Source organism: Tunturiibacter lichenicola, from assembly GCF_051013355.1.
Lineage (GTDB): Bacteria > Acidobacteriota > Terriglobia > Terriglobales > Acidobacteriaceae > Edaphobacter > Edaphobacter lichenicola_F.
This window is the reverse complement of sequence record NZ_CP132944.1, coordinates 2,503,428-2,529,766: the sequence shown is the minus strand read 5'-3', so window position 1 is coordinate 2,529,766 and position 26,339 is coordinate 2,503,428. Positions and strand designations below refer to the sequence as shown.

The following is a 26,339-nucleotide window of genomic DNA, read 5'->3' as shown; positions in this document are numbered from 1 at the left end:
GAGGAATGAATCGATGTCTCATCCAGATCCGGCACGTCCACACGAACACGAAGAAGCTGAGAAGTCCAAAGTTCGCGCCGCTCACGCGGAGCACGTTGAGACGAAGAAGGGCCCGCATGATCCGAAGGAGATCAATCCGAAGATGTCGTCGGATATTCACTACTGGGCGAAGGAGTTTGGTGTGACCGGCGACGCGCTGCATGAGGCGATTCGGGTGCATGGGACGCATGTCGATAAGGTTCGGGCTGCGCTGAAGTCGCATAAGACGACTTGATGGCTGCTTGAAACATTGGAACGACGTGGAACAAAAAGACGAAAGACAGGGATCCTTCACCATTCGGCTACGCTCAGGGTCAGGATGACGACCTCAAAAGGGGTGACGACCTCAAAAGGGGTGAGGACCTCAAAGGGGATGAGTGCTTCAACAGAGATGATGGATGCGTAGTGGGAATGGGTACATCCGTCTTGCACTCGCTTTAGTGGCCGGACGATGGAATACCCACCTTTGCGACTGTTTCCAGTGGCTGGGGCGGGTATTTTTTTTGCGCGCGCTTGCCAATGCTTATTTGTTGAGGTCGTGGATGGTTTGGCCTGCGGCCTGGCCTAATTGGCCGACGGCGTCTTTTACTTTGCCCGCTACGCGGTCGGCTGCGCCCTCGTCGGCGAGGTTCTGGTTGCCGGTGAGGTTGCCAACGCCTTGCTTGACTGCTCCTGCGAATGAGCCGACTTTGCCCTCGGCTTGCTTTCTGGTGCCCCAGGAAAATGTCTTGCGGGCGACGTCTGCGAATCCGTCGTAGCCGGTGTCGTACTCCGGTTCGGGTTCGTTGAACAGCATGTAGGTGACGGCGGCGCCGACTCCAATACCAACAATGATCCAGGGAAGACCCTTCATAGTGCACCCTCCAAGGTTGTGAGATGCGAAGTAAGATGCAAGATTGTGCGCAGCCGGCTAAATTTTCTGTTCTGTCGGGTCGGCTGGCGGCGATTGGGGCGCGGTTGGTGTGGCCTATCTTTGGTCTGGAGGGAGTTAGGCCGGGTGGCGGCGAGAGGGAGGATTCGGCAGAAATTGGCTGGGTTGCTATGAATCTGTCTGGCGTGGGTGCTACCTTGGTGTTCTTCAAAAAAGGGAGGTGAGTTGTGGGAGATACAAGTACAAGCACGCTTCGGCTGCGGATCTTCGATGGTACGCGTCAGCCGTTCTCGAAGCCTGTGAAGTTTCTGGTGACCATCACGGATGGCAATCAGACGCAGCATATTCGTGACTACTACTCTGACAATGACATCTCTTTTACGCTTCCGTTCTTCGATAACTTCGGAGACGACTACAGCGTGGTGGTTTGGGCGCAGGGGTATCAGCAGGCTGGGTATACGCCGGTCGAGCTTTCGAATACGTATGTCAAGATTCTCGACATCATGCTGGTGAGCGATGATCCGGGGTTCAGCTTCGTCAATGCGCGGTTTCCGGCAGCGAAGGCGGCGTACCCGTTCATCAGCTCGGATGTGGATGATGCTGCGGGAGAGGCGAGATACGACAGCCTGCTCGATAAGACGGAGAAGAATGTGGCGTGTCTGCTGAACCTTGGCGAGGCGATGAGCCAGATAGCGCTGTCGCAGGGGACTGCGCTGAGCTACATCAAGCAGATGCGGTGGGATCCGCCGTATGCGCCGGCGCAGGATCGCTTCTTTGCGTGGTGCGACGTTGAACTGATCAATCAGGTGAAGACGGCGACGGCGGCTGGGCAGTTCGCAGTGGAGTTGAATCCGGGGCTGTTTCATCCGGGGTCGACGTCGAGCTGGAAGCAGATTCAGTTTGGTGAGGCGAATGTGCAGTTGACGTTTCATGAGAACGATACGATGGTCATCAACGGGACCAACTGCGTGATGGTTGAGCCCGACATCGATTATTATCGCGATCTCGGCGCGCATGCGATCTTCGAGGTGATTCCGAACAAGCTTACTAATTCGTTGACCGACCCTGTTGAGGTGTATGTGCTGCGATGGATCGCAGGGAGGACTGCGGGGATTCCGGAGTTTGCGCCGCTTTACACGATTACATAGATGCCTGACTGGTGATCAGAAGATGAGGTGAGGGCCGCGCAAGGGGGAATCGGAGGGACGCGAGATGAGCAAAGATCCGGCAGCACCCAGCTTCAAGCAGAAGGCCGCACGAGAGTTCAAGGAATATCTTTGGATCTCTGCGTATCTGGCGTTTTTCTTCTGCGCGCTCTCAACTTACACGACGGTGTTGTTGCGAAGGTTTGAGGTCAACGAGGATTATTTGAATTACGGCTTCGCGCTCATCAATGCCCTGGTGATCGGTAAGGTCATTCTTGTTGCGCAGATGGTGCATCTAGGCCGGAATTATGAAGCAAAGCCGCTGTATCAGACGGTTCTGTATAAGTCGCTTGTCTTTGGAGTGGTTGTGTTCGCGTTTCACTTTGTAGAGGAGTTCGTGAAGCGCATGATTCATGGGAAGCCGTTTGGGTCGGTGTGGCTGGAGACGCGATGGGAGGATTTAGTTGCGCGGTCGATTATTGTATTCTGCGCGTTTATTCCTCTGTTCGGCTTCATGGAGCTGCGACGCGTGCTGGGGGAGGAGCGGCTCTACTTGCTGCTGCGTACTCGCGGGGGTGGGGAGGACGCGGCTCGTAAGTAGTGCGAGGCGTACGAGGTTGCACGCGGATTCGTATTTCCTTGTCTCTGCCGGACATATGGGCGCTGAGCCTGATCGATCCATGAACTCATCATGCCAGCGCTATCGTCCAACGATGAAGTTTCGCTGCGTTCGCTTTGGCGATAGAGAGAGATGGGACTCATCCCAATCCCATCTCTCAATCGTTCTCTGTTAGAGGTGCTCATCCTGCCCTACCGGAGTTACTGCCGGGCCGCAGGTGTGTTTCTCTGCCTGTGCGGGTGTCCGGTTCGTCCGGTACGTTTGCGGGCGAGATTGCCCAAATCCAGAGAGAACCAAGAAAAGTGAAGCAAAGGGATAATGCATTTTTTTTCGTATGACCTGTACTCAGCATCTTTGAAGTCTTCACGAAAGCTACCTGTGCGCGCGTCATAAAACAAGTGGGAAACTCACGATGCACCACTAAAGTCGCAGATGATTCTGGGTTTGAGTGCGTGTTGAGTCGCCCTCATCACTTCCACTTCAAGTGAAGGGCGGTGACTTCCTGGGCTTGCAGTGCTGAGTCGCTAGTGGGTTGCTGTCTGGCGTAGTGGTTGAAGGTCTTGATCGAACATTCCTGCCAGATCCGTTGCGAGGCCTGCGCCTTTGGCATCGGTGTACGTTCCCAGTGTTCCTTTCATCTCGATGTCTTTGGCTTTGCCGGCGACGGTCTCGATGCAGGGAGTGCCGGTGAGGTAAGACGCGGTGAACCCGATGGTGCGTTTGGCGGTGGTTTGCTCCTGGATGACGACGTGCAGGGTTCGGTCGGCCTGCGCGGGTTTCTCGACAAGATCGACTTCGCTGAGCGAGCCGATGGCTTGCTTGATCTGACCGGCAATTGCGCCGGTCGAGTCATCGCCCGCTACCGTGAGGAAGACGTGAATGCGTCCGACTGGAAGTGTGCCGCTCGCGGGACACGTGAGGAGGTGCTTGTTGGGATCGTTGCGCGCTGCGACCTCAAGGGCCTGGAGCTGCGCTTTAGTCAGCTTGTTCAAACCGAGGGCTGCGAAGTCTGTCGCGGATACGTTGAGCGCCTGCTGGACATCGGGTGCCCAGACGGCTGTGGTTGATGACGGTTTGGCTGGAGGCTTAGCCTTGTGCGGTACGGGTGTCGCTGGTGGCGTAGCCGGCGGAGTAGCCGTTTGGGCCAAAGCGACCTGTCCTGCCAGAATCGCCAAGCTCGCTGCAAAACAAAACCAATCCTTCACTGATTCCCCTCCAATTCCCGTAAATGAAAAAGTACGCTAACTAGAGACGATCGAGCAAAGCGATAGGACTTAGTTAACGTTGTGGGGCTGGTGGATTTATTTAAAACTGGACCTTGAAGCTTACCGTGAATCGGGATAGCCAATCGGATTTAGCCTTTTGGAATGAGGGGCTTGCCTATAGGCAACCAAGGGCTGTTTTACATAGTGATTGTAGTTCGGCTGCGATTGAGAGCAGCAGACGAATTTATTCCCGCTGGGCATTTATTTCCGCTGCGCTGCGAATTATCTCGAAAAATTCGCATCTAAGCGGAGATGACCAAGCTACGAAACGCGGTCCTTGTTCCTCTCCTGTTCGCAGTCAGCCTCTCTCCTGCATATGCTCAGCACCACAACAACAGCGCCTACTATAACGGCGTGCGCAGCGGCGGCCACGGCGGCGATTACTACAGCAGTCACGACCGGCACTACCATGACGATCACTATCACGACGATCACTATCGCGATCAGAATCAGGGTGGGATCGGGCCGGGTAAAGGAGCGCTGATTGGCGCGGCTGGCGGCGCTGTAGTGGGCGCAGTCTTTGGCGGCGGCCTGAAGGGCACGATCATTGGTGGTGCAGCGGGTGCCGGTATTGGAGCCGTCGTCGGACAGGCCGCTCAGAACAACCGGAATAACAACAACTACTACCGGCACTAGACCACTTTAAAATTTTGTACGAAAAGGAACGATCCTCATGCGCATGATCAATCGCTTTGCCATCTGCTTCGCCTTAGCTGCCGCCACGTTGACGGCGGTTGCCCAGCAGCCGGCCTCCCCGGTGACAGTAACTCCGTCGGCGGACTCGGCCGCTCCACACAATTGGACGGTGCAACAGATTCTGACTTGCACTGTCTCGGATTGCTGGCAGCTTGCAGGAAAGAACGAGGCAACGTTCTTCGACATCATTCAGCAGCTCTCCGAGATCTCAGCTCAGCAGCGCGGGCTGACGCTTCCGGATACCGCTGAAGCAGGCAGGAGCACCGGGGAGTACATCAAGGCGAAGGCCCACACGGACCACGGACAGCTGCTGTACGCGATCGTCGATGCGGCGATTCGCAAGGTGGGGACGAAGGCTCCAACAAACTAACTGCTCAAGCGAACTAACTGCTCAAGAGGAAGGAGACAGCGCTAACATATCTTTCATGCGTCTCCTCCTCGTTCCACTCTTCGTTTTGTTTGCGGCATCCTCTAATGCGCAGACATCTTCATCCGTAATGCCCGCGCCGATCGAGATCGTCAAACTGGAACAGAACCTTTGGACAACGATGGCTGAAGGTGACTTCGCAACGGTACGCGGGCTCTTTACGCCGGACTTTATCCAGGTGAACGATCATATTCAGGCGCTCGACAACCTGCTTATTACGCTCAAACACTGCAAGCTGGAATCGTATGAGCTCCGCGATCTGCAGGTTCGCATCCTCACGCCGGACTCTGCGATGACTGCTTATCACGTTGTCAACAACTTCAACTGTGGCACTGTGGACGCGCCACAAGCCAAGAGCAACGATAACAACGCTGTTACCGTCTGGGTTCGTCATGCCAATGGCAAGAGATGGCTGGCACAGGCTCATGCGGAGGTTCCTGCAAGCGCGGATGCAACGAAGTAGTTCGGCTGCTGTACACTCTCTTGCATAGTCGGGCTGGTGGAGTTTCACAATTTCGACTACATTCATTGGTTGGTGAAGATGAGGCGCTCATGTTCATGATTCGGGTTCGTCGCAAGTTCTTCGTGCAGATCGTCACTACCGCTGCTCTTTGCGCGGCCATGAGTGGTTGTGTGAATCTGGACGATGCGGCTGGTCTTTCGAAGCTTGCTGACGAAGCGCGAGTTGCCCTGCCTCGGGTCTCCGATGATGTCTCCGGGACGTGTGCACGTCAGAATGTTCTCTTCGAGAACACGCCTGCGGCAGAGCGGCCTAAGACGGCACAGGCACAGGACTGCAAGCCGTACCAAGAGCTTGGCGATCATCTTGCGAAGGACCAGGAAGCTCTCATCGATTACTTCGATGCTCTTGGCAAGCTCTCTTCGAACCAACCCCTGGGTTATGGCGCAGTCATCGATCAGAATGTAGCAGCGAGTGGAACGAACTCTGCTTTCTCTGCCAGCGCTATTACTGCGGGCAACGACGCGCAAAGCCTGCTCAAATCGCTCGCGGATGCGGCCACTGCCGGGTACCGGGAGAAGCAGCTCGGCCGACTGATCGACGCGAACGATGCTGCTGTGCAGTCGCTGACCCAATCGCTCAAGAAGGTTATTACGGCTGATTATGGACTGCTTCTCTCGAATGAAGAGCTGAGCCTTGACACGTTTTACCAGGGGCCGATGGCCGGCGCCCAGCCGAACGAACGGCTTGCGCTCATCCTCGTACAGCGGCAATACGCCAATGACAAGGCGGCGCTGCAGGTTCGCAAAGACGATGCCGCCTCCTATGGCAAGGTGATGGATGATCTGGCTGCTTTGCACGCCAAGCTGAAGCTGGAAGCCGAGAAGAAGGCGAGTATGGTGGAGGTTGCGAGACAGGTTGCTCCCATCGTCGAGTCGCTCAAGACTGCACTCTCAGATATTCAATCGAGGTCGCACTAGCTATGAAATCATCCGACACTTCAATGACCAGCACGCTCACAGATGACCAGATGCAGACTCTGGCGCAGTCTTTTCACGACATTGCATTTGAAGTTGGGCAGGTTCGCCTGAACGCCATTAGCGCGGGGAGCAAGCTGACTGATCCTTCCATCGTTCAGTTGCAAGGCAACGTGTTTTCGCTGATGAACACAGCAACGAACTTCGCTCTGAAGGCCGCGAATCTGACCCTGGCCAACGCCGATGAGGCCGTGAGCGAAATTACGCTCGCGACAAAAGCAGCGGATGATGCGCTCGATAAGCTGAAGGATGTCGATAAGGCGGTACAGATCGCTTCGTCGGTAATCGTTCTGGCGATGGCGATTTCGACGAAGGATCTGGGACAGATTGCGACTGCGGCCAAATCGGTCGTGACGACCGCAGGTTTGTCGGTCTAGGGTAGGCGTTCGGTGTGGTGGACTTTGTGCCGCTCGATGACTTCAAACGGACTTCAAGCGGATTAGGAAGGGCAACCGTTTGCGCCGTTCCGCATTCTTAGTCTGCATTAAAGTGGGGCGTGATTCTCGAAAAACAACGTAGCCGAAACTTTTGTAGACCGTTCGCGTCTTCATTCCAAGTGAGCTTTGCGCTCACCAGGAGCACCTCCCCGGGGGAACACGAATGACTCTTACCTTGAAGTACTTCGCTACTACGCTGATGCTGCTTGTCGCGCTCAGCTTCGCATTTGAACGGCAAGCCCACGCTTATGTCGATCCCGGCTCCGGGCTTCTTATCTTCCAAGGGATCAGCGCGACTGTCTCCGCTGCTCTCTTTTACTTTCGACGACGCATCAAAGGTTTGTTCGTTAGAACGCAGGCCAAGAGCCACGCTGCAACTCACCCCCGGGCTTAGATTAACCCAGGCGCGGATGGTTTTATCTGAGAGCGTTCTGGGCGATCTCAGACAAAAGGGCGATATCTCACCTTCGCAATACACGTTGGGCCGCCTGATTCGTGTGAAGCATTAGAAAGAATGATTCGAAACGGCTTGTACGCATGCTCACAACCTGTTTTATTTTTTCGAAGGATGACAGGCTTTGAGACCGCTCACACACCCAGTCACGATCGCGTTCGGTCTTGCGAATCTTTATCTGCTTGACCTCACTGGCCCTCTGATCTCAAGTGGGCACGATGTGATCTATCACCTCATCGGTTCGGCCTCGACGGTCATTATTCCGGTTGTCGTCTACGTCGTTCTGCTCTCGGCGCTCATTACGGGACTGCTCTTTCTTGCAGAGAGGACCGGCCCTCTACGCGTGATTATCTGGTCGGCACTCCTTCTGGCAATCCCTTCTATCCTGCTGCACACGATCACCAATTTTTCGGGCGACGAGGTTCCCGACTGGATCACCTTCACGGTCGCTCCGCTCTGTGTTGTTGCGCTGATTGTGATTTCGATTTTCTGGAAGAGATTTCTGCTGCGATTTGAGGCGATCCAACCGGCTGCGGCGACCATCCTCGGCTTCTTTGCGTTTACCGGCGTGCTGATCTTCGCGCAGTTGATCTGGAACGGCTGGCAGGCGCGCAACCTGAATCCTGCGCCCACACTGCATCAAGCACAAGTCGCTCCCGCTTCACACCACCCGCGGATCATCTGGATCGTATTTGATGAGTTATCCCACCAGCAACTGTACGAGCGGCGCTTCGCCGGGCTTGAGCTGCCGGCGTTTGATCGGCTCGCCGCACAGTCCACTGTCTTTACCCGCGCCGTGCCGACGGGCGAATATACCCGCACCATTCTGCCGAGCCTCTTCACCGGCATCCCTGCAAACGCCATCGACGTCTCTGCGCGTGGCATGCTGCTCGGCTTGAAGAACTCTTCTGGTAGCAAATGGACAGCGTTCCAGCAGCACCAAACCGTGTTTCAGGATGCCATCGACGCTGGTTACACCACTGGCCTCGCTGGCTGGTACAACCCCTACTGCCGCATCATGCCCGAGGTTCTTGACCGCTGCTTCTGGACCTATCGTGAATCGACACCAGCTAATCTGTCGCCCAATCGCTCCGTTGCCGTGAATCTTATTCGCCCGTTTCGCTACCTTTGGCTCGACATTAAGCACCTCTTCGGGCATGGACGCGGCGCACCCTCCGACGAGTCGCGCGACATTCGTCAGCACTCCACGGACTATCGACGGCTCTACGCGGCAGGAGATGCTTATCTTGCCGATCCGTCGATCGATTTCCTCTTTCTCCACATGCCCATCCCCCACCCCTACGGTTTCTATGACCGCGCCACGAAGACCTTCGCGACCAAACACACCTCGTACATCGACAGTCTTTCGCTGACTGATGTCTATCTTGCGCATGTCCGTCAGCTTCTCGAAGAGCGCAACGAATGGGACCCTGCGACGGTAGTCGTCACGGGCGACCACTCGTGGCGTACGAGCTTCATCTGGGTTGACTCCATGACCTGGACTGATGAAGACCAGGCTGCGAGTAAGGGAGGCGAGTTTGATGATCGCCCGGCATACATCGTTAAGCTGCCCAATCAGCAGACATCGGCGCGAATCGACGAGACATTCTCTGCGATTCGCACTCGCGCACTGCTCAATGCTCTGTTACAGGGTCAACTTCGCACGTCGGACGATCTTGAAGCCTGGGTGAGCTCTAAAAAGTAACCGCGTCGGTTTCTTTTTGAGACGCTTACGGCTTGGCTACGTCCTCCGGCATGATCGCTCCGGCACGTACCCATTGCTCCACCGTTGCGATGTCCGCGTCTGAGATCTTCGGGAGCTTCGGTGGCATTGGCATCGGATCACTTGCCGGGCCTTCGTGGCGAATCAATCGCACGAGCAGACTCTTTGCCGGATCGCCGGGTACAAGTACCGGGCCTTCGTGTCCGCCTTTCAACATTCCTGCGCGTGTTTGAATACTCAACCCGCCCCGATGATTCATTCCGCCATGGCATCTGTAGCAGTTCGCTTGCAAGATTGGCTGGACCTTCGTCGTGTAAAACTCCGGCTTCGCCGCTTCGTTCTGCCCCGCCGCCTGAACCGTTCCCGCCCGCAAGCCCCATCCGACGATCGCGACTATTGCCAACCCAAAACACAATGCGGTGCTCTTCATTCACCCTCCCCTGTTAATCGACAAGTATACGGAACCCACTTCGTCACTTACACGATCGCTCATCAATCTTTAATGTAGGAAGTGCTCTGGCGTTCCGCGCCTCCGAAATCATGATGCGTTTGAACGCCCCCATACCGGCCCTTCTGGCGATTGCAGTGTTGTATCTTTTTCCTGCGAGCGGCCTCGCCACGCCAACGCATCATCTGGCCCACTCAGCCACTGCTCCCTCCACGAAGCATTCCGCTCATGGGAAGGCGGCCGAGCCAGCCCGCGCTACCAGGACCGCTAAGCATCGTTCCGCCAAGAACGCGCCCACTAAAACGGCGCGCGTTCACGCTCACCTGGCACCAAAGGGCCGTCATCTTCGTCAGGCTGTAAGTTCTCCTGCTCCCACCACCACCCGGCCAGAGCGCACGCCTACAGAAACCGCTTCGCAAAAAGCGACGTCGGAGGACTTCCTCAAAGCTGCGTCAGCCCAGACCTCGACCCAGATCGAAACTCAGCCGGCTGTTGCGATTCATGGAACCTCTCGCCCCGAGGAGCTGAACGAAGCCGGGCCAGTCGCGCGCACGCCAGCACATAAGCCTGTGGCCGCTGCGAAGCAGAGATCCGTAGCTAAGCCGGTTCCGGTTGTGAGCGTCATCCGCCCGGCCGTTGAGAGGCCTCAGCTGGCGAGTGTGGAGGAGGTGGCTTCGACGCCGGTCATTCTGCCAAATCTCTACAACAAGCGCGGCCATCTCATCGTGCCTCCGCCTCTCAAGGGTTCGCACGAGATCCTCGTCCACCAGAATGAGGTTGCCGATCGCGACGGCCTGGCTCGAGTTCAGAATGACGACGATCTGCTCGACATGCGCGGCAAAAAGATGCTGGTCGGAATCGCTGAGAATGAGGGTCTTCAGGTGGACGACCGTTTGCCTGAGAATCGCCGCTACTGCCGACCCTGGACCGCGCAGTTTCTCGCAACGCTGGCCCGCGCCCACTACGCTCACTTTCACACGCCGTTACAGGTTAATTCTGCCGTACGCACCGTCGAATTTCAGCAGCACCTGATGCACATCAACGGCAACGCCGCGCCAGCCGAAGGGGACACTGCTTCGCCTCACCTTACGGGTCAGGCTATTGACATCGCCAAACATGGTCTTTCGCTCGCGGAGATTGCGTGGTTGCGCGGCTATCTTCTGCCTCTTGTGCAGGAGGGAAAGATCGATGTCGAAGAGGAGTTCCAGCAGTCCTGTTTTCACATCAGCGTCTACAAAAAATATCAGCCACCCACCCCTGAGCGTGAGCTGGCGATGTCCCGCCATGGCGGAACTTCTGCTTTTGGCTGCTGCGTTGCGCTAGGGTCCTGCGGCTCGATCAAATAGATTCGCGAATGCCGCTTCGCCAACTGGCGTACGCTGAATCGACTGCACGCATATTGTGGATACCGTCTTCACCCGACGCCACGAATTGTCCATGCTCCCGGTACACCTGGGCAAAACTGTCGAGCATTCGGGTGTAGCCATCCCCGTTGTTGAAGGTCCTAGTCTCCACCAACTCACCCGCTTTGCGTAGGACTACGTCGACGGGCCGGTCGACGCTCAGGGCGTTCTCAGAGACTAGTACGCCCTCGCTTCCCGTTACTTCGACGAGCGAACGGTAAAGGCCGCGGGCGTTTGCGTCCACGCTTGCGTATACTCCCCCCGTCATCTCCAGTTGCAGCGAGGCTGCCGATTCGACCGGGCCAGACAGCTCGTCTTTTCGGGCGATTGTGCTGACGCTCACCACATCTTCACCGAGTACGAAGCGCAGTGCATCGATGCAATGCACGCCGACGTCGCCGATCGGGCCGCCACATGCCAGTGTGGGATCGATGATCCATTTGCGGGGGGCCTTCGATGCCGGGTAGGTGTACTCCGCGTGCGCGAGCTGCGGTTTGCCGATCTGGCCTGCCGCGATCTGGTCCCGCATCCACTCCAGGCTTCGGTTGAAGCGAAAGTTCTGCGCTACTCCGAAGACGACACCGGCGGCCTTTGCAGCAGCGTTCATCTCTTCGGCCTCGGCGGCGTTCATCGCGAGCGGCTTCTCGCACAAGACAGCCTTGCCATGCTTCAGCGCCAGTAGAGTGTCGTCGCGGTGCATCGCATCCGGAGATGTAATAAAGACAACATCGACATCGGGGGAAGCGCACAGCTCTTCGCGCGTAGAGAAACAGTGAGGGATTTTGAACTCCGCACAGTTCTGTGCGGCCGCGGCCTGATCGCGTCGCCACATACCAGTCAGCGTCGCATCCTCACACTCAGAGAAGGCGGGCATCAATCGCCGAACCGCGTGAAATCCAAATCCGAGGACTGCAAAACGCACCGGTGCCATCGCCATGAACTTCTCCGTAGAGTCGTGTTTTAGTGGGCTTCGTTTTTGAAGATCTGCTCGGCGAAGAAGTTCTCCACCTTGGCCTGATCGTGAAGCATCTCAAGATACGCGTTTTTGAGTAGCTGCGAACGTCCATCACGCAGCTGCTGGCGGATCGCCTGTTGCACGCGCGGATCGTTCACATCACGCTGTCCTGCAGGCTCGCGCGACAACAGTTTGTAGATCGCGTATCCTGCGGGTTTCTTCGTCTGCTGGTCCAGCAAAGGGAGAATCTCGGTGATCTGTCCGGCCTTGAGCTTGGTCACTGCGTTGAAGACCGCAGGATCTGCATGCATCTGCGACTCGCCGACGAAGCCCATGTCGCCGCCGTTAGGAGCGGTCGCGGGCTGCTCGGAGAAGTTCATCGCAATCGCGCCGAAGTCCTCACCGCTGTCCAACCTGTTCTTCAGGGCCTGGACTTTCTTCTTTGCATCGACGTCGTTGGTCGCTTTGCTGTTTTGCAGATTACCCGGCTGCGCATTTGGCGCGTCGGTGACCTGAATCTGAGCGAGGTGGTACTGCGTCTCGTTCAGGTTGAACTCAAACTTATGCTGGTTGTAGTAGTTCGTAACGTCGGCGTCGGTGACTGTGACCTTGGAGTTGATCTCCTTGTTCAGCAGCTTGTTGATCGTCAGTGACCGTCGCAGATCGTGCTTCACGTCGTCGAGCGTGTGGTTACTGGCCTTCAGGCGCTGCTCAAACTGTTCTTCGGTGTAGGGTGCCTTCATCTCGGCTAGCTTTGCATCGACCTCTTCATTGGTCGCGGTCAGATTCATCTTCGCGGCGCGCTGCTGCACGATCTCCTCGTCGATCAACTCACGCAACAAGTTCAATCGCAGCGAGTCTGCCTGCTCCTGCGACGGCTGTCCCTGTTGCTGCTGAGCGGCATCGCCGAGCTGCGCCTGGTAGCGCTTGTCCAGTTCGGGCTTCATGATCGCGTGACCGTTCACCGTGGCCATCACATCGGCGCTATGTCCACGCTCGCAGCCGGCAACCGGCAGCAGCGCTGCAGCCAGAATCAGCGCGAAAGCAACGGAGGTTTGGCGGGGGTTACGTAGTGTAAAAGAGCGACTGGTATCGATCATCGATGTCGGCAAATCCTGGATCTCCTGCATTTCTCTGCTAATTGCCAAGCTTATTCGCCGGCGTAGTTTGAGGTGCGGACTGAGTGGGTGCCGGCGGCGGTGGTGGCGGCGTCTGGCCGGAGGCGATCAGCGCGTTATCGATAATACGATAGACGTACTCCAACGGCAGTGCGCCTTCGAGCTTTTCACCGTTAATAAAGAGTATGGGTGTCGAATCGACGCCCAGGCCCTCCCCGAGCTTTATTGAGGCCTTGATCGCCGTATTGTCCTGTTTGACAATGCAGGCGTTCAGGGTTTCGGCGTTGAGATTCTGCCGCTTGCCTTCGTCGCGCGCCAGCGTATCGAGCGTATCGTTCGCCTTGGCGAGACTTTTATCGTCACCGCCCAGTTCGCCGGCATGGGCGTGAATGTGATCCACGAGGTTCCAGTAGCCCGTCGAACTCTGTGCGCCGACACAGTTCGTGTCGATTGCCGCACGCATTGCCCACGGATGCAGGTCGAGCGGGAAGTCGCGATAGACGATATGAATCTGATCTTTGTAACGCTCGGTCAACGCGGGAAAGAGCTGCTCATGCATCTTTGCGCAGTATGGGCACTCGAGGTCATCGAAGCCGACGATCAAGACCGGCGCCGTGGCCGGGCCGCCACGCGCAGGCCGCCCCTCTCCGCTAACGAGCAGCTTGGGATCTTTGCTGATGTCGAATTTGCGGAACTGCGCAAGTGTGTTGCCGTCGGTTGAGAGCAGGAAATCCGTATTGCTCGTCTTTCCGTCCGCTGAAAAGGTTACGCTGATCGTGTCAAAGCCCGGCACGTCGCTCTTCGTGCGAGGACCGATCAGGATGTCGTAGTTTGGCGGAACGCTGGACTTCGACCGAATCAGTACTTCAACCCGTCGCGTCATCTCGGGAGACAGCTTTCCCGAGGTTGCCGCCGGAGTCTGGGCGTGGCAGCCAAGTGCGGCCAGTGTGAGGGCAAAGATTAGGGTACGGAACGGCTTCACGACAGTAGACACAATACCTCGATTATCTCACGCAGAGGCCATTTGCAAGGCCGCGGAGGCGCTTCGGGCCAATCCGCCGGCTGCTCAAAACAGACTCGCCGCCCGCCGCAGGTTACCTGCCGTGCCTATGTTCAACAACGTAAAGTTGAACCGCTCCGCCGTCTCGTTGCGCACCGCCCCCAGCTCGTACTTGCGCACTTCGACGCTAAATCCGCAGCAGTCCCAGTTATAGGAGGCCTGCACCGCTCCATATTCCAACAGGCCGGTGTTGGTTGCGTTCAAGTCCAGCCCTACGTTGCCTGCGATGCCGAGGCCCGGCTTGGTCGGCGAACCATACCCCATCAGCAGCCGCAGCTGATCGAAGTTCGATACTGACGAGAGAACGCCCTCGGTGTAGAACCGTCCTGGCGCATTAAGCCGCGCGTAGCTCAGACCGCCGAAGACATTACCTTCGTGCACATCAACCAGCACATTGTTCGACGTGAACTTCTTCGCGCCTGTGTCGTAGTCGAAGTCCCACTCCACATCCATGTGCGCCGAGGTCCTGACCCTGAGCCGTGAGATCAATGGCGAGATCGCTCGCGGCTCGGTCAAAAACGCGATTCCTGAGAGGTTTAGCGTCGTGTCGAAGATATTGCGGCGCCCATTGATTACGGCTCCGCCGAAGTTCTCGTTGAAAAAGTACTTCTGCGTGAGTTGCCAGGTGATCATCTCCCGGCTTCCGCAGACCGGCTTTCTGCTCTTCAAGTCGATCTGCTCTCGGGTCTGCACTCTGCCAATGTCTTCGTCCCAGTTCTGCTCCTGGCCGGGGCTGGGTGGCTTCTCCTGACAGGGCCGCTTCTTCACCGGCCGTAGAAACAGGCGTTGCGTGACTCCGTATTGAAGCTCGTTCGTATCGCTCATGATGTCGATATCGTCGAAGCGCAGCACGTTCAAAAAGTTATTGATGCCGCTCACATACCGGTATGTCACTTCCGGCTCGATGGTGTGCTTCACATCATTGTTGTTGAAGAACTTTTCCACCGCGGGAGAGTCGAACGTCCGCTCCACCACCGGTGCCCTCATATCCACCTCAGCCTCTACATCCGCGCGATTGAGCGGAGTCGGAAGCTCGACCGGGATGAGGTCTACGCGATACGGGGTTTGGCGGCTTCTGCTGTAGAACGTCTCGCGCGCGCCAATAGAAGCACGCACTCGCCACCCGTCGAAGCTCAGCGGATAGGAGATCTCGGGATGTAGATTCACGCGCTGCGTCAGGCCGCCACTGGAAAAACCCGGCTCGACACGTGATAGCCCGGCATACGAGCTGTCCAGCCTCCATTGCACACCGCTCCTGCTAATCTCATGTTCGGTGCTGCTGAAGTCCAGCGACGGCGCATGAAAGATTCTTACCTGCTCCTCTGGTATCGCGGGCACCGTCGGTGTCGCAGCCTGGAAGGCCATCTTCAAACCCTGATATCGGTCCACCCTTGCGGATGCGTCAAAGCCGTCCGCCTCATGCACTCCGTACACGATCGAGAGGATATCGCTCGAAACCGCAAGACTGAAGCTCTCGGCGAACGCCTGGCGATAGGCATACGAACTGAGGTACTCTGCATCCGCCACGACACGAGTCTGCGGCGTGAAGTCATGCCTCCCCGAGAAGGTTACATCCTCTCCACCCTGATTCAGGTAGACACCGTTTGTCGTGATGCCACGGTCGAGTAGACCGCTATATTTCGCCTTCGCAAAGTTATTTCCCAGCCCGCGATAGCGGAAGCTCGCCGACTGCTCCCATCCTCGCAGCGAGTAGTACTGTGCGCCGACTGTGACATCGGTGCTTCGATTGATCGCCCAGTAGTACTGCTCTCCGAGGATGAAGCCTTTGCTGGATGAATAACTGATCGCGGGGATCAGAATTCCGCTCTGGCGCTGCTCCGAGTCCACCGGGTGGGTCACGTAGGGTAGAAACAATACCGGTATATTCATCAGGCGAAAGGTGCTGTTCTGCGCCTTCGCCTTCTCGCTGTCGACGGCAAACTTGCCCGAGTACAACATCCAGTCCGGGCGGGGAAGCTGGCAGGTCGTCAGGCTGCCATCGTAGATCTCGTAGGTCTGCGGCCCGGTCCTCACTACCATGCGACCGGTGAATAGAAAGGGATTGCTGCTCGCATAGACCATCGCGTGCCCGGTGCTTTTTAATCCTACGGAGCCCGTTACGTCGTAAAAGGTTGCGGTCTGTTTGTTGAGGTTCATCGTTCCATGGCTGGCCGTGAGATCCTCATGATTCGAGCCTCCCGTCACGTGCAGATGCCCGTTCGCCGTCAGGTCGCTCGTATCCTCGTCGAACTCGATGTGGTCGGCCTTGATGATCCGGTCGCGGTAGTGAATCTCCACATCACCATCCAGGATGAAGCGGCTGCCTATCTTCGACTGGGTGTCAGATTCGATCGATGCTGTCGTTGCATCGTCGGTCGATGGCAGCACTGCCGCAACCGGATATCGCACCGCTTCGGGGCCATCCGGCAAGCTTGAAGAAGATTCGCCGGCCTCGGCCGGGGGGGTTGCCTGACTTGTCACCTCTTGCGCCCGCAGATGTGGATGACTTGCCGCCAGCACCATGATAGTTATCAAGAGGTAAACAGTCCTGCGGACGCTCCTGGAGCCGCTCCCACGGCCATCCGTCGCACATCGGCCCGACACCAAAGCCAGCAGAGGCAGACGGCGCTGCCAATGGGTCTTTCCCCGCGGTCCGTTCGGTTTGAATGATTTGGAACTAGTCAGACGCACCACTCTTTGAGGCTAAACGATTTTACGGAAGCGAGTTTGGAATTGAGCACAATGAGCTCTGCACAGCGTGACCTGCACCCACTGGACGTAGCTACTGCCGAAACGGAAGCCGAAGCTCCGTTTGCCCTGAAGGAACAAGTTGCCCAGCGCCTCGCCGCTCACCGCGCGCGCCGCAACCAGCAGTCCGGCAGCCTGGTGACTGCTATCGCGACGCCGTCACCGGCGAAGGCCCGGTCGTCTCGTATCGCTGCCGCAGTCGCCGAACGTTACGCCAACTCACCCAGCTACCGCACGTTCCTCGCCGCGCAGGCCGAGACGGCCATCCGCGAAGCAGAGGCCACTGCTGAAGTAGCAGCCCGGAGCGCCCGCGCCATCGCTGACGCTCAGTACGAGCTGCTGGCTGAGCTCGATCAATGGACGCTGACGCCGCCAACGCTGCCGCCAGCACCCACACCTGCTGCGACTAGCCTCCCGATCACCGAGGCTCCACCTTTTCCCACCGCGGCAACCACCTCAACGTCAAGCCCAGCACTCACGGTCAGACTCTACGAGGACGGCGCCCGCAGCCTCACCGAACCCACGGTCACCTCCGCGCGGGTTTACGGCCAGGCTCAAGCCCAAGAGGCCATCGACGAAGAGGAGAACCTCATCCTCGACGATGAGATCGCATTCCGCCAGGCGCCTGTCTTCGAGTCCGTCGGCGCTCCTGTCGAGATTCCCGCTAATCTGATCGAGTTCCCTCGTCAGCTCGTGGCTCCGCGCAAGGCTCGCCCTCGACTGGCCGAAGGTCCGCTCCGTGAAGACGCCGACCACGCACCGGCGACCGCTCAGCTCCGCATCTTCGAGGTCGAAGCAGACCAGATCTCGACCGCGCCGGTTGTTGAGTCAACCGCTCCCGAGTGGTCCTCCATCCTGCTGGCTGCTCACCCCGTCGCGGCACCGGTGGAGACCGCCGAGGCCCCGTTCCTCGCGGAGCTTCCGCCACAGACCGCACCTTTGAACCTGCGTCTGATGGCCACCATCGTCGATGGCTGTGTCGTAACGGCCACCCTGCTGATCTTCATTGGCGTCTTCGCCATCACCGTTGGCAAGCTCTCGGGTCCCGCCAGCCCGATGGTTCCACAGATCACGCTCCAGACCGCAGCCATTGGCGCTGCAGGCACGCTGGCTGTGCTCACCCTGCTCTATCAGCTTCTCTTCTTCACCTTTTCAGACGCGACTCCCGGCATGCGCTACGCTCGCATCGGCCTCTGCACCTTTTCCGATGACAATCCAACCCGCTCGGCGATGCGTCGCCGCATCTTCGCTGTAATTCTCGCAGCCTGCCCGCTCGGCATCGGCTTTCTGTGGGCCTGGCTCGATGACGACGGCCTCGGTTGGCACGATCGCATCTCGCGCATGTATCAACGTAGCTACTAGAGCTTCTCGCGATTGGAAAGCTTGCAAGCCAGGAGCCATCGTCCGGATGCTGTAAGCGCTTCAATTGAATGCAGAAGAAAAGCCCAGCTCTCGCTGGGCTTTTCCAATTAGCAATGTGAGATTCAGTTGCCTCCGAGTACAGCTCAGGAGGCAACGATCAGGTTAGAAGGTAGTGCTGACCGTCAACCGGAACGTCTTTCTCGGCTCACGCAGAATGTAGTCAGCCCCATAGAACTGCAGCGCCTGCTGATAGCTGAACTGTCCTGCCCCTGTGTCTGGGAAGTAGCTCTGGAACGTATTGCCCGGTCCAGTGTTCGGCACCGCGAGTTTCTGCGGAATGTCTTTATAGAGCCGCAGCGGGTTGTACGCATAGTAGATCCGGAAGGGAGCATTGACGATCGGCAGGATCACCTGTAGCTCCGCGCCGTTCGACATACGCGGTACAAAGTTGGTCCCGGGCACGATCGCCAGCAGGTCGGGGAACTTGACCGCAGTGCCGCCGAAGCAGGCACCATTGACGATCGTCGGGCAACCGTACTGCGCACCGTTGAGCAGCGACTGTCCGGCCGTACTCTGACGTAGCTGACCGTGCAGAGCGTCGAAGACCATTCCGAAGTCGGTGAAGAAGGCAAATGTCACCTGGTTCACGATTGGAATTCGGTATTCCAGGTTGGTCGTCAGGGCTGTATCTCCGCCGATCGATACGATGCGGTAGATTGGGAGCGGAATCTGGATCGGTCCCAACGGCGGGTTGGTGGGATCGCGTGGCACTGACGTCCCGTCGGGGTTGGTCAGGATGAACTGCACCTTGTTCGGAATAAACGTGTAGGGCGAAAGCGACCGAGGGTCGAACCCGCGAATGTCGGACTCGCCGCCCTCGTAGAGACGGTGTGTCGGCGGGGCGACCTCGCCACCAAAACCCGACGTATGCGCGAGCTGAATACGATAGCCCAACACATTGTGCCCGTCGCCGCTGACCTTCAACCCCTTCATCGGGTAGAACTGACGATAGCTGGCAATCGGCGAGATGTACTTCACATTTCCGCCGACGCCCGCAACCTGCATGGAGATGTTGAAGTCCTTGCCGCGATGCGGACCGACTGCTCGATCGAGACTCGAGAAGGTGAAGCTCGGCGTCACCACCGAGGTGATGATACCCGACAACTGATTCTGTCCCGCGACACCTGACCGGAAGGCGAGCGACTGGAAGACATTGGTCGTATTTTGATTGAAGGTCGTGACGGAAGAACGCGACAGCGAGTACGACAGACCGATACGCGTCACACCGGAGCGTGAGAACAGATGACGCAGCGGCTCGCTCGCCGATATCGTCAAGCCGGTCGTCGACTGGTTGTAGTTCGTCAGCAGCGACTGCTGCGCGGTCGTCAAGTTTCCTGGAGCAGCGCCGGTTGGCGACTGGCTCTTCGAAGGATTGAAGTCGTACTTGCTGGCAAATATCTGCGCGCCCAGCGAGATCGGCTTATCCCGCAGATACGGCTCGGTAAACCCGAAGCTGAGATTGCGCGACAGGTCTCCGATATTTGCTACGACTGACAGAGTCTCGCCCAATCCGAGGAAGTTGTTGGTCTCGTAGTTCAACCCGACAAAGGTTCCCGAAAGTCCGCTGATACCGCCATTCAGGCCGATCGAGTTCTTACCCTTTTCCTTCAGTTTCAGCAACAGGTCAACAGTTCCGTCGTCGGTGTTCTGGCGGCTCTCCGAGTCCTGGTCCGCCTTCAACACCTCGAAGTAGTTCAACTGATTCAGCCGCAGGATAGAGAGCTCCCAAAGCCGGCTGTTGTAGACCTGGCCTTCTTCGAGCAGCAACTCGCGCCGAATCACCTTGTCGCGCGTAATCGTGTTGCCCGTAAACTCGATCCGCGACACATAGAACGGCTTACCCTCGTCGATATCGATGTCGAGAAAGATCTGCTTCTTCGCTTCATCGATCCTTGGAACAGGGGTTCCGACAAAGTTGATATAGCCCAGCTCGCCGTAAGCCTTGCGCAACTGGTCGAGACCCTTGCCGAACAGAGTGGCGTTGAAGTACTCGCCGTCCTTCTGCGCAAACTGTGCCCGGAGTACCTTGACGTTCGGAACATGGGTGTTGCCTTTGAAGGTGATGCCGCCCAGCTTGTAGCGGTCCCCCTCCTCCACCGGCATCAAAATGTCGATCCGTTTGCCCTTGGACGGATGCAGCGTAAGCCAGTTCACACCGCCCGCATCACGCACGTGCGTCGTTGGCTCGCTGGTGAGCGCCTTGAAGTAACCACGGTCGCGATAGGCCTGGCGGACGCGCTCGGTGTCTTCATCCAGCTTGCTCGCGTCGAAGGTCCGCGCGAACAGGTTTTCGAGGATGATTGAGTGCGGTATTCCGATCGGGCGCAGATTCTTCATCGCCCCGCGCAGCGTGCGATCGTTCAGGCTTTTGTTTCCATCAAACGCTATCTTTCCCACCTTGACGGTCGGGCCTTCCTTGATATTGAAGGTGAGCGCGACAGCCGCCGGCGGAATCGTCTTGACCTCGGTCTTGATCGTGGCGAACTGATGTCCGTGCTCGGCCAGCAGATCTCTCAGAACCACCTCGGCCCGTTTGATCTTGGTCGGATCGTACTGGCTCTCCACTGAAAGCGAAACCTTCGCCTTCTTGAAGCGGTCTACGATGTCGGACTGCGTGACCGAGCCGAGGCCCTTGTAGTTGATCTCGCGGATCGTCGGCTTTTCTTTCACATAGATGATGAGCTGGACGCACTTAGGGGAGTCCACCCGCTCGATTCGAACGTCGTCAAAGTATCCCGTGTTCCAGAGAGAATTAAAATCGCGCTCGACCACCAGCGGGTCGTATAGATCGTTCTGCCGGCTGTATAGCCGGGCCAGCACCGACTCCTTGGGGATGCGCCGATTACCGATCACCTGGGGCTGGCAAAGCGTCTCGACTCCCTGAGACGACGCGGGCCGCGAAGCACTTGGAGACACCTGGGCAGGCAACATGGCTGCGGTAACCACCGCAAACGCAAAGATGTACGCAGCATAGGCGATGCGGGAGCGTCGGGAGCGCGTGCACACAGGCCTGGTCTTGCTTTTCAGGGAGCTTCCGCTCTCTCGATTCACGGTAAAGATACGCACACCCTCACTGCTCTAAAATGACGCTCGCCAGCACAGTCAGCGAAGTTCTGATTATATGGGAGAGGCCAGCGGTTAGCGAGTTCGCCCCTTGATTCAGGTCAGATCCGTCACGATCCAACCCGCCTGAATTCAGCTATATTCCGTTTTGACGAATCGAACAGCGCAAAGGCTCTCCTGCCGCAACTAACTTTCCAGCTCCGCCATAATCGTAAACTCCCGAGCCGATCCGTCCCAACGCACCGTCAGCACATTGGGCTGGCAACATACCTGACAGTCCTCGACGTACTGCTGTTTTGACCCGCCGGACTCATCGACCGTAGTCTCGATCCACTCTCCGCATCCCGCGCACTGAAACCCCGCCGCGAACATGTTTATTCTCCGCTGGTCTCTTTTGTCACCTTACCCTCTGCATTCATGAACCGGAGCGCGCCGGAGGTTCTAGGCAGGACTCATCTTTTCGACAGTCATGTCGGAGGTGAGAAGGCCGTGTTCACTGGTGTAGGACAGGCTTACCGTTTGATAGCTCTTCGATTTGAGGTCGTAGACCTCGCACTCGTTGAATGGCCGGGAGTAGATATGGAGCGTGACTGCGCGGGAGCCGAAGGCAGGCGGGTTGACGAGAATATGAATTGGCTCGCCGGAATCAACCTCAGCAGGGTGGTCGGAGTCGATGACGTAGCGATCCGTGGGAGTGAGTTCACAGAAACGCGTCGCGGGGTCCTGACGGACGACGTGGTAGTTCTGCACCTGTACCTTGCCAAGGGCGACACCCATCCAGCAACGCTGATTCGTGTGATTGTGAATCCTGCTCTTCTGCCCGATGTCCCAGCAGATAGCGATGAGATCGAAGAGTGGGGTGTTGAGGATGAGGTTTCGAGTGTAGTGCTCGGCGTTGAAGTATAGGTAGGGATCGAGGCTCGCAATCGAGACGGGATTGTCGCGCATGTATTCGAGAACTGCGTTGTCGGTAAACTGCTCCTCCGGGATTTCGCTAAGCCCGGTGGCGAAAGCGCTGATATCGATCATGGAATCCAACTCCTGTAGTGCCAATCTGAATTGTTGCTGGTTGCGATGAGGGAGTCAAGAGAGCCGTAAATGAGCGACACAGCTATTGTGCGAACCTCATTCGGATTCGCAGGATGGCCGCCTCAACTTCATCGAGCTATCGAATTTCAGCTTGGCCCTTCCGCACCTCGACCAACGTCGAATAGAACGTAGCGCCACCCCCGATATCGGTCAGCGTCTCCGATGTCAGCGCGTTTACATTCACACCATCGGCAGAGAGCTTATTCCAATCCAACCGCGCCGCCACCACGCCCGCGGAGACCTGCGCATTCACCAGAGCGCGCAGCGTAATGCTCCCCCGGCCGTTGAACACTTCAACCGCATCGCCGGTGGAGATTTTGCGTGACGCTGCATCCGTCGCATGCATCTCCAACACACCCGCCGTCCGCGCCTCCATCCGCTGATGCAGCGGAATATTCGCAAAGGTCGAGTTCATATAGTTGTCCGCCTTGCGCGGCAGAAACTCCAGCGGATACGCTCCCTTCGCCGCATTCGCCCGCGACTCCGTCGGTGCAGCAAACACGGGCACCGGCGTCAGCTCACCACGTCCGCTCGGTGTCCTGAACCACTCCGCCGTACTGAACGGAAGCACCTCGCCATTCGCATTGACTGGCATCTGCAACGGGATATGACCCACCCGCTCGAGTTGTTCCCGCGTAATTCCCGCAAGCCATGGGTCGGCCGTATCCAGCGCCTGATCGATCATCGCGTCCTCGCGATCGTCGAAGCAAGCCTCTCCAAAACCCATTCGCCGTCCCAACTCGCCAAACATCGCGACGTTGCTCCGAGCCTCGCCGAGCGGCGCAATCGCCCGGTTATTCACCTGCACAAACAGATGACCATAGGCACCCTGCACATCCTTTACCTCAAGAAACGTTGGCGCGGGCAGCAACACATCGGCGTAGTCGGTCGTGTCGGTGAAGAACTGCTCATGCACTACAGTGAACAGATCCTCACGAAGCATCCCGTGCAGGACATCGTTTTGATTCGGTGCCACCGCTGCAGGATTTGAGTTATACACAAAGAGCGCCTTCACACGTGGGCCATCCTTTATATCTCCGCCGAGTGACGTCAACGCCTGCCCCAGCTGGCTCATATTCACCACTCGCGCTGCGCGCCCGAGCGGACTCGCCAGCATCAGTTCCGGCATCTGTAACGCATCTTCGTTGAATTTAAACGATCCCGACGTTGAGAGCTGCAGGCCGCCACCTCTGTACTTCCACGCGCCCGTCAACAACGGCAGCATGCACACTGCTCGCGCCGCCGTTCCACCGTTCTCGCTCCGTTGAATTCCATAGTTCAGACGAATCACAGCCGGACCCACCGAATTTTTACGTCCCGCGGCAGCATACGCTCGCGCCAGCCGCACAATCGTCCCAGCCTCAATCGCTGTCGCCTTCGCGACACTCTCCGGCGAGTACTCCGGCCGAAGCGCGTGCGCCTTCAGCTCCTCAAAGCCGGTCGTACACGCCGCGATGTACTCGCGGTCCTCCAGTCCCATGCTGAGAATCACGTGCATCAGACCCAGCGCCAGTGCCGCGTCGGTCCCGGGATTGATCGCCAGATGTTCATCGGCCAGCGCAGCTGTCCGTGTCTTGTACGGATCGATCACCACCAGCCGCGCGCCTCTGCGTCTTGCCTCCTCGATGAACGGCCACAGGTGCACGTTATTTCCGTGAATATTCGCGCCCCACGCGATTACGAGTCCGGCATGAGCAAAATCCTGCGGGACCGTGCCGAGCTTCACCCCATACACACTCTTCAGCGCCACTCCGCCCGCCTCGGCGCAGATCGTCCGCGCCAACTGCGAGGCCCCCATTCGATGAAAGAACCTTCGGTCCATCGATCCATAGCCCAACTGGCCGATCGTCCCGGCATAGCTGTACGGAAGCACGCTCTCCGGTCCAAACTCCGCACTGATCTTCGTCAGCCGCGCCGCAATCTCGCCGAGAGCTTCATCCCACGAGATACGCTCAAACGCATCCGCCTCACGCCCACGCACTCCGCCATAACCGGCGGGTCCTTTGGGCACTCCCTTCTTCCTTCGCATCGGATACAGCAGGCGATCCGGCGAATACACCCGCTCCAGGTACTTCGCAACCTTGCCACACAAAAATCCCCGCGTTACCGGATGCGACGGATCACCCTGCACCTTCACCGCCCGGCCTGTGAGCTGATCCACCGTCACCAGTACGCCGCACGAGTCCGGGCAGTCATGCGAACAAACCGCATGCACAACCTTCGTCGCGTCCAAACGCGCAGCTGTTTCGGTGGGATTTGTCTCCATGCTGTCATTTTAGTGCAGTTACACCTGTGTCCTACACGGAAATACCGTTGTATGCTGCTCGGAGACTGCAGTCCACAGCCACGACGAGGCCACGCCCCACATGTCTCATCACGTCTCCAGCCCGGCCCGCCTCGAAGCCTTTTCAGACGGAGTCATCGCCGTCATCATCACCATCATGGTGCTCGAGCTCAAGGTCCCCCATCAGGACGGCATCGCCGGCCTCTACGCCGTTCTTCCCATCTTCGGGGTGTACGCCATCTCCTTTGCTTTCACTGGTATTTACTGGATCAACCACCACCACCTCGTCCACCGCACCGAAGAGGCCGACGAGCTCATTCTCTATGCCAACCTCTTCTTTCTCTTTTGCCTCTCACTGCTGCCCTTCTTCACCTCCTATGTCCTCGAGAAAAAGCTGGACTCCTTCTCTGTTGCCCTCTACATCGGGTCAATGATCATTACCGGTTTCAGTTTTCTGCTGCTGCGTCTCTCGATCGCCCGTCGACTTCGCAGCGCAGGCAAACTCGAAGCGCAGGACACATCGGTCCAGCACAAACATTGGTATTCACTCTTCGTCTACGTTGTCAGCTTGTTTCTCGCCTTCGCACACCCACAGGTCGCCCTCGGCCTCTGTGCCTTGGTCACGGTGATATGGATTACACCAACCACAGGCGTCAAGCCTCGCGAGCCTGCCGACAACATCCACTTCGACCGGGGCTGACTGCTCTAGAGAGAGCGGATGATCGATGCGGCGATACTCTCTACCGGAACCGTTTTGCGTTGCGGAGCATCGCGTGCAGGATCGTAGTACAGCAGCCGGCCGCAGCTCTCGCAGGTCATCATAGTGTCATCGTTGCTGCGATCGCGGAGGTCGTTCCAGCGCTGCGGACGTACCATCATCTGGCACGCCATGCATTTTTGATTGAGAGCTTCGGCCACTGCTGTCCCTTTGGCCTTCGCAACGCGATCGTAGATCGAAAGCGCGGCCTCCCCAATCTCGGGACGCTCAGCCTGCCGCTTCTCTTCTACTGCAGCCAGAAGAGTTTTATCGAGCGCGACTGTCTCGCTCGCCCGAACGCGCTCGCGGTCAAGCGTTGCGGTCGCATCTGCCAATGCCTCATCGGCAAGTTTTTTCTGTGCCTCAAGCTCTTCGCTGCGTTCCATGCTTTCGATCTCAGCGTCCTCGAGCTTGCTGATCTCTGTCTGAGCGAAGGCAATCTCGTGCTCGAACGCGGTCACCTGCACGGTGGTCGTGGCCAGATCCATATGCTTCCGCGTCCGCTCAATCTTCGCCTTCTGGTCCTTGACGTCGGACTCCTGACGTCGACGCAACGCCTCTTCTTTGGCGATCAGATCGAGCACGACAGCACGTTGTCCTTGTGTTGCCTTCGCTTTCGTCTCAAGGGCAGCTACATGCTTCGGCAACGCAACCATCTCGTCACGCAGCCGTTTGGCTTCAACATCATGAGCCTGCAGCACAATCAACTTCTCAAGGTCCGGATGCATCTCGTATCTCTCTTTCCACTACCTGCGGTTGTTGAAAAAGCTCAACTAAAGCGGAAGATTCGCAGTCTAGCACCACTCCGCACCTGTTGTT

25 protein-coding genes are annotated in these 26,339 nt (G+C 57.6%); 13 read left to right on the top strand and 12 right to left on the bottom strand.

The genetic code is table 11. The features are described from left to right. Positions 1-13 precede the first annotated feature (13 nt). Positions 14-274 (top strand): DUF3606 domain-containing protein, encoded by a 261-nt coding sequence (locus RBB82_RS10870; protein ID WP_433975149.1) that lies wholly within the window; start codon positions 14-16, stop codon positions 272-274. Between the two features lie 288 nt (positions 275-562). Here the strand turns inward: RBB82_RS10870 and RBB82_RS10865 are convergent, their stop codons facing one another. Next, on the bottom strand, positions 563-892 hold the full coding sequence (locus RBB82_RS10865; RefSeq protein ID WP_433975148.1) for a CsbD family protein: 330 nt from the start codon (positions 890-892) through the stop codon (positions 563-565). Between the two features lie 245 nt (positions 893-1,137). Here RBB82_RS10865 and RBB82_RS10860 point away from each other — a divergent pair, with 245 nt between their 5' ends. Both RBB82_RS10860 and RBB82_RS10855 read left to right on the top strand, forming a co-directional pair. Then, positions 1,138-2,058: a hypothetical protein gene (locus RBB82_RS10860; RefSeq protein ID WP_433975147.1), complete on the top strand. Its 921-nt coding sequence runs from the start codon at positions 1,138-1,140 to the stop codon at positions 2,056-2,058. A gap of 64 nt (positions 2,059-2,122) precedes the next feature. Beyond that, positions 2,123-2,656, top strand: a complete 534-nt coding sequence (locus RBB82_RS10855) for a hypothetical protein (RefSeq protein ID WP_433975146.1) — start codon at positions 2,123-2,125, stop codon at positions 2,654-2,656. 542 nt (positions 2,657-3,198) lie between these two features. Here RBB82_RS10855 and RBB82_RS10850 read toward each other — a convergent pair. Beyond that, on the bottom strand, positions 3,199-3,879 hold the full coding sequence (locus RBB82_RS10850) for a hypothetical protein (protein WP_433975145.1): 681 nt from the start codon (positions 3,877-3,879) through the stop codon (positions 3,199-3,201). A gap of 312 nt (positions 3,880-4,191) precedes the next feature. On the opposite strand from RBB82_RS10850, the gene RBB82_RS10845 reads away from it, so the two are divergent. From RBB82_RS10845 to RBB82_RS10815, 7 genes are all read left to right on the top strand, one after another. Continuing rightward, positions 4,192-4,575, top strand: coding sequence for a glycine zipper 2TM domain-containing protein (locus RBB82_RS10845; RefSeq protein WP_433975144.1), 384 nt, complete (start codon positions 4,192-4,194; stop codon positions 4,573-4,575). A 37-nt stretch (positions 4,576-4,612) separates the two neighbouring features. Then, positions 4,613-5,005: a hypothetical protein gene (locus RBB82_RS10840; protein ID WP_433975143.1), complete on the top strand. Its 393-nt coding sequence runs from the start codon at positions 4,613-4,615 to the stop codon at positions 5,003-5,005. 55 nt (positions 5,006-5,060) lie between these two features. Then, positions 5,061-5,525 (top strand): nuclear transport factor 2 family protein, encoded by a 465-nt coding sequence (locus RBB82_RS10835; protein WP_433975142.1) that lies wholly within the window; start codon positions 5,061-5,063, stop codon positions 5,523-5,525. Positions 5,526-5,614: 89 nt separating this feature from the next. Continuing rightward, complete coding sequence (locus RBB82_RS10830) at positions 5,615-6,502, top strand: hypothetical protein (RefSeq protein ID WP_433975141.1); 888 nt, start codon at positions 5,615-5,617, stop codon at positions 6,500-6,502. Between the two features lie 2 nt (positions 6,503-6,504). Beyond that, complete coding sequence (locus RBB82_RS10825) at positions 6,505-6,936, top strand: hypothetical protein (protein ID WP_433975140.1); 432 nt, start codon at positions 6,505-6,507, stop codon at positions 6,934-6,936. Positions 6,937-7,159: 223 nt separating this feature from the next. Then, complete coding sequence (locus RBB82_RS10820; protein WP_433975139.1) at positions 7,160-7,390, top strand: hypothetical protein; 231 nt, start codon at positions 7,160-7,162, stop codon at positions 7,388-7,390. 184 nt (positions 7,391-7,574) lie between these two features. After that, complete coding sequence (locus tag RBB82_RS10815; protein WP_433975138.1) at positions 7,575-9,155, top strand: sulfatase-like hydrolase/transferase; 1,581 nt, start codon at positions 7,575-7,577, stop codon at positions 9,153-9,155. 25 nt (positions 9,156-9,180) lie between these two features. Here the strand turns inward: RBB82_RS10815 and RBB82_RS10810 are convergent, their stop codons facing one another. Then, positions 9,181-9,603, bottom strand: coding sequence for a c-type cytochrome domain-containing protein (locus RBB82_RS10810; RefSeq protein WP_433975137.1), 423 nt, complete (start codon positions 9,601-9,603; stop codon positions 9,181-9,183). A gap of 110 nt (positions 9,604-9,713) precedes the next feature. Between RBB82_RS10810 and RBB82_RS10805 the strand changes: the two genes are divergently transcribed. Continuing rightward, positions 9,714-10,967, top strand: a complete 1,254-nt coding sequence (locus RBB82_RS10805; RefSeq protein ID WP_433975136.1) for a DUF5715 family protein — start codon at positions 9,714-9,716, stop codon at positions 10,965-10,967. Here RBB82_RS10805 and RBB82_RS10800 read toward each other — a convergent pair. The 4 genes from RBB82_RS10800 to RBB82_RS10785 form a co-directional block, all read right to left on the bottom strand. Beyond that, positions 10,960-11,961, bottom strand: a complete 1,002-nt coding sequence (locus RBB82_RS10800) for a Gfo/Idh/MocA family protein (protein ID WP_433975135.1) — start codon at positions 11,959-11,961, stop codon at positions 10,960-10,962. The genes RBB82_RS10805 and RBB82_RS10800 overlap by 8 nt on opposite strands. A 23-nt stretch (positions 11,962-11,984) precedes the next feature. Then, entirely contained in the window at positions 11,985-13,091 is a 1,107-nt protein-coding gene (locus tag RBB82_RS10795) for a SurA N-terminal domain-containing protein (RefSeq protein ID WP_433975134.1), read from the bottom strand. A 25-nt stretch (positions 13,092-13,116) separates the two neighbouring features. After that, complete coding sequence (locus RBB82_RS10790) at positions 13,117-14,091, bottom strand: DsbA family protein (protein WP_433975133.1); 975 nt, start codon at positions 14,089-14,091, stop codon at positions 13,117-13,119. Positions 14,092-14,163: 72 nt separating this feature from the next. Continuing rightward, positions 14,164-16,692, bottom strand: coding sequence for an LPS-assembly protein LptD (locus RBB82_RS10785; protein ID WP_433975132.1), 2,529 nt, complete (start codon positions 16,690-16,692; stop codon positions 14,164-14,166). Positions 16,693-16,899: 207 nt separating this feature from the next. Between RBB82_RS10785 and RBB82_RS10780 the strand changes: the two genes are divergently transcribed. After that, the gene (locus RBB82_RS10780; RefSeq protein ID WP_433975131.1) at positions 16,900-18,267 is read left to right on the top strand and encodes an RDD family protein; all 1,368 of its coding nucleotides are present in this window, start codon (positions 16,900-16,902) and stop codon (positions 18,265-18,267) included. A 162-nt stretch (positions 18,268-18,429) separates the two neighbouring features. On the opposite strand, the gene bamA is transcribed toward RBB82_RS10780, so the two are convergent. The 4 genes from bamA to RBB82_RS10760 form a co-directional block, all read right to left on the bottom strand. Then, positions 18,430-21,393 carry an outer membrane protein assembly factor BamA gene (gene bamA / locus RBB82_RS10775; protein ID WP_433975130.1) on the bottom strand — a complete coding sequence of 988 codons (2,964 nt, stop codon included), beginning with the start codon at positions 21,391-21,393 and terminating at the stop codon, positions 18,430-18,432. A 183-nt stretch (positions 21,394-21,576) separates the two neighbouring features. Continuing rightward, entirely contained in the window at positions 21,577-21,762 is a 186-nt protein-coding gene (locus RBB82_RS10770; RefSeq protein ID WP_260735649.1) for a CPXCG motif-containing cysteine-rich protein, read from the bottom strand. A 69-nt stretch (positions 21,763-21,831) separates the two neighbouring features. Further along, positions 21,832-22,419: a cysteine dioxygenase gene (locus RBB82_RS10765; protein ID WP_433975129.1), complete on the bottom strand. Its 588-nt coding sequence runs from the start codon at positions 22,417-22,419 to the stop codon at positions 21,832-21,834. Positions 22,420-22,555: 136 nt separating this feature from the next. Next, on the bottom strand, positions 22,556-24,745 hold the full coding sequence (locus RBB82_RS10760; protein ID WP_433975128.1) for a molybdopterin-containing oxidoreductase family protein: 2,190 nt from the start codon (positions 24,743-24,745) through the stop codon (positions 22,556-22,558). Between the two features lie 100 nt (positions 24,746-24,845). Between RBB82_RS10760 and RBB82_RS10755 the strand changes: the two genes are divergently transcribed. Beyond that, positions 24,846-25,463 (top strand): TMEM175 family protein, encoded by a 618-nt coding sequence (locus tag RBB82_RS10755; RefSeq protein WP_433975127.1) that lies wholly within the window; start codon positions 24,846-24,848, stop codon positions 25,461-25,463. A gap of 5 nt (positions 25,464-25,468) precedes the next feature. Here the strand turns inward: RBB82_RS10755 and RBB82_RS10750 are convergent, their stop codons facing one another. Further along, entirely contained in the window at positions 25,469-26,248 is a 780-nt protein-coding gene (locus RBB82_RS10750) for a zinc ribbon domain-containing protein (protein ID WP_433975126.1), read from the bottom strand. Positions 26,249-26,339 lie beyond the last annotated feature (91 nt).

Bases quoted from the DNA above. Each gene is read 5' to 3' on its own strand.
- RBB82_RS10870 (WP_433975149.1), top strand. From the start codon at position 14: ATGTCTCATCCAGATCCGGCACGTCCACACGAACACGAAGAAGCTGAG.
- RBB82_RS10865 (WP_433975148.1), bottom strand. From the start codon at position 892: ATGAAGGGTCTTCCCTGGATCATTGTTGGTATTGGAGTCGGCGCCGCC.
- RBB82_RS10855 (WP_433975146.1), top strand. From the start codon at position 2,123: ATGAGCAAAGATCCGGCAGCACCCAGCTTCAAGCAGAAGGCCGCACGA.
- RBB82_RS10845 (WP_433975144.1), top strand. From the start codon at position 4,192: ATGACCAAGCTACGAAACGCGGTCCTTGTTCCTCTCCTGTTCGCAGTC.
- RBB82_RS10840 (WP_433975143.1), top strand. From the start codon at position 4,613: ATGCGCATGATCAATCGCTTTGCCATCTGCTTCGCCTTAGCTGCCGCC.
- RBB82_RS10835 (WP_433975142.1), top strand. From the start codon at position 5,061: ATGCGTCTCCTCCTCGTTCCACTCTTCGTTTTGTTTGCGGCATCCTCT.
- RBB82_RS10830 (WP_433975141.1), top strand. From the start codon at position 5,615: ATGTTCATGATTCGGGTTCGTCGCAAGTTCTTCGTGCAGATCGTCACT.
- RBB82_RS10825 (WP_433975140.1), top strand. From the start codon at position 6,505: ATGAAATCATCCGACACTTCAATGACCAGCACGCTCACAGATGACCAG.
- RBB82_RS10820 (WP_433975139.1), top strand. From the start codon at position 7,160: ATGACTCTTACCTTGAAGTACTTCGCTACTACGCTGATGCTGCTTGTC.
- RBB82_RS10810 (WP_433975137.1), bottom strand. From the start codon at position 9,603: ATGAAGAGCACCGCATTGTGTTTTGGGTTGGCAATAGTCGCGATCGTC.
- RBB82_RS10805 (WP_433975136.1), top strand. From the start codon at position 9,714: ATGATGCGTTTGAACGCCCCCATACCGGCCCTTCTGGCGATTGCAGTG.
- RBB82_RS10800 (WP_433975135.1), bottom strand. From the start codon at position 11,961: ATGGCGATGGCACCGGTGCGTTTTGCAGTCCTCGGATTTGGATTTCAC.
- RBB82_RS10780 (WP_433975131.1), top strand. From the start codon at position 16,900: ATGAGCTCTGCACAGCGTGACCTGCACCCACTGGACGTAGCTACTGCC.
- RBB82_RS10770 (WP_260735649.1), bottom strand. From the start codon at position 21,762: ATGTTCGCGGCGGGGTTTCAGTGCGCGGGATGCGGAGAGTGGATCGAG.
- RBB82_RS10765 (WP_433975129.1), bottom strand. From the start codon at position 22,419: ATGATCGATATCAGCGCTTTCGCCACCGGGCTTAGCGAAATCCCGGAG.
- RBB82_RS10760 (WP_433975128.1), bottom strand. From the start codon at position 24,745: ATGGAGACAAATCCCACCGAAACAGCTGCGCGTTTGGACGCGACGAAG.
- RBB82_RS10755 (WP_433975127.1), top strand. From the start codon at position 24,846: ATGTCTCATCACGTCTCCAGCCCGGCCCGCCTCGAAGCCTTTTCAGAC.
- RBB82_RS10750 (WP_433975126.1), bottom strand. From the start codon at position 26,248: ATGCATCCGGACCTTGAGAAGTTGATTGTGCTGCAGGCTCATGATGTT.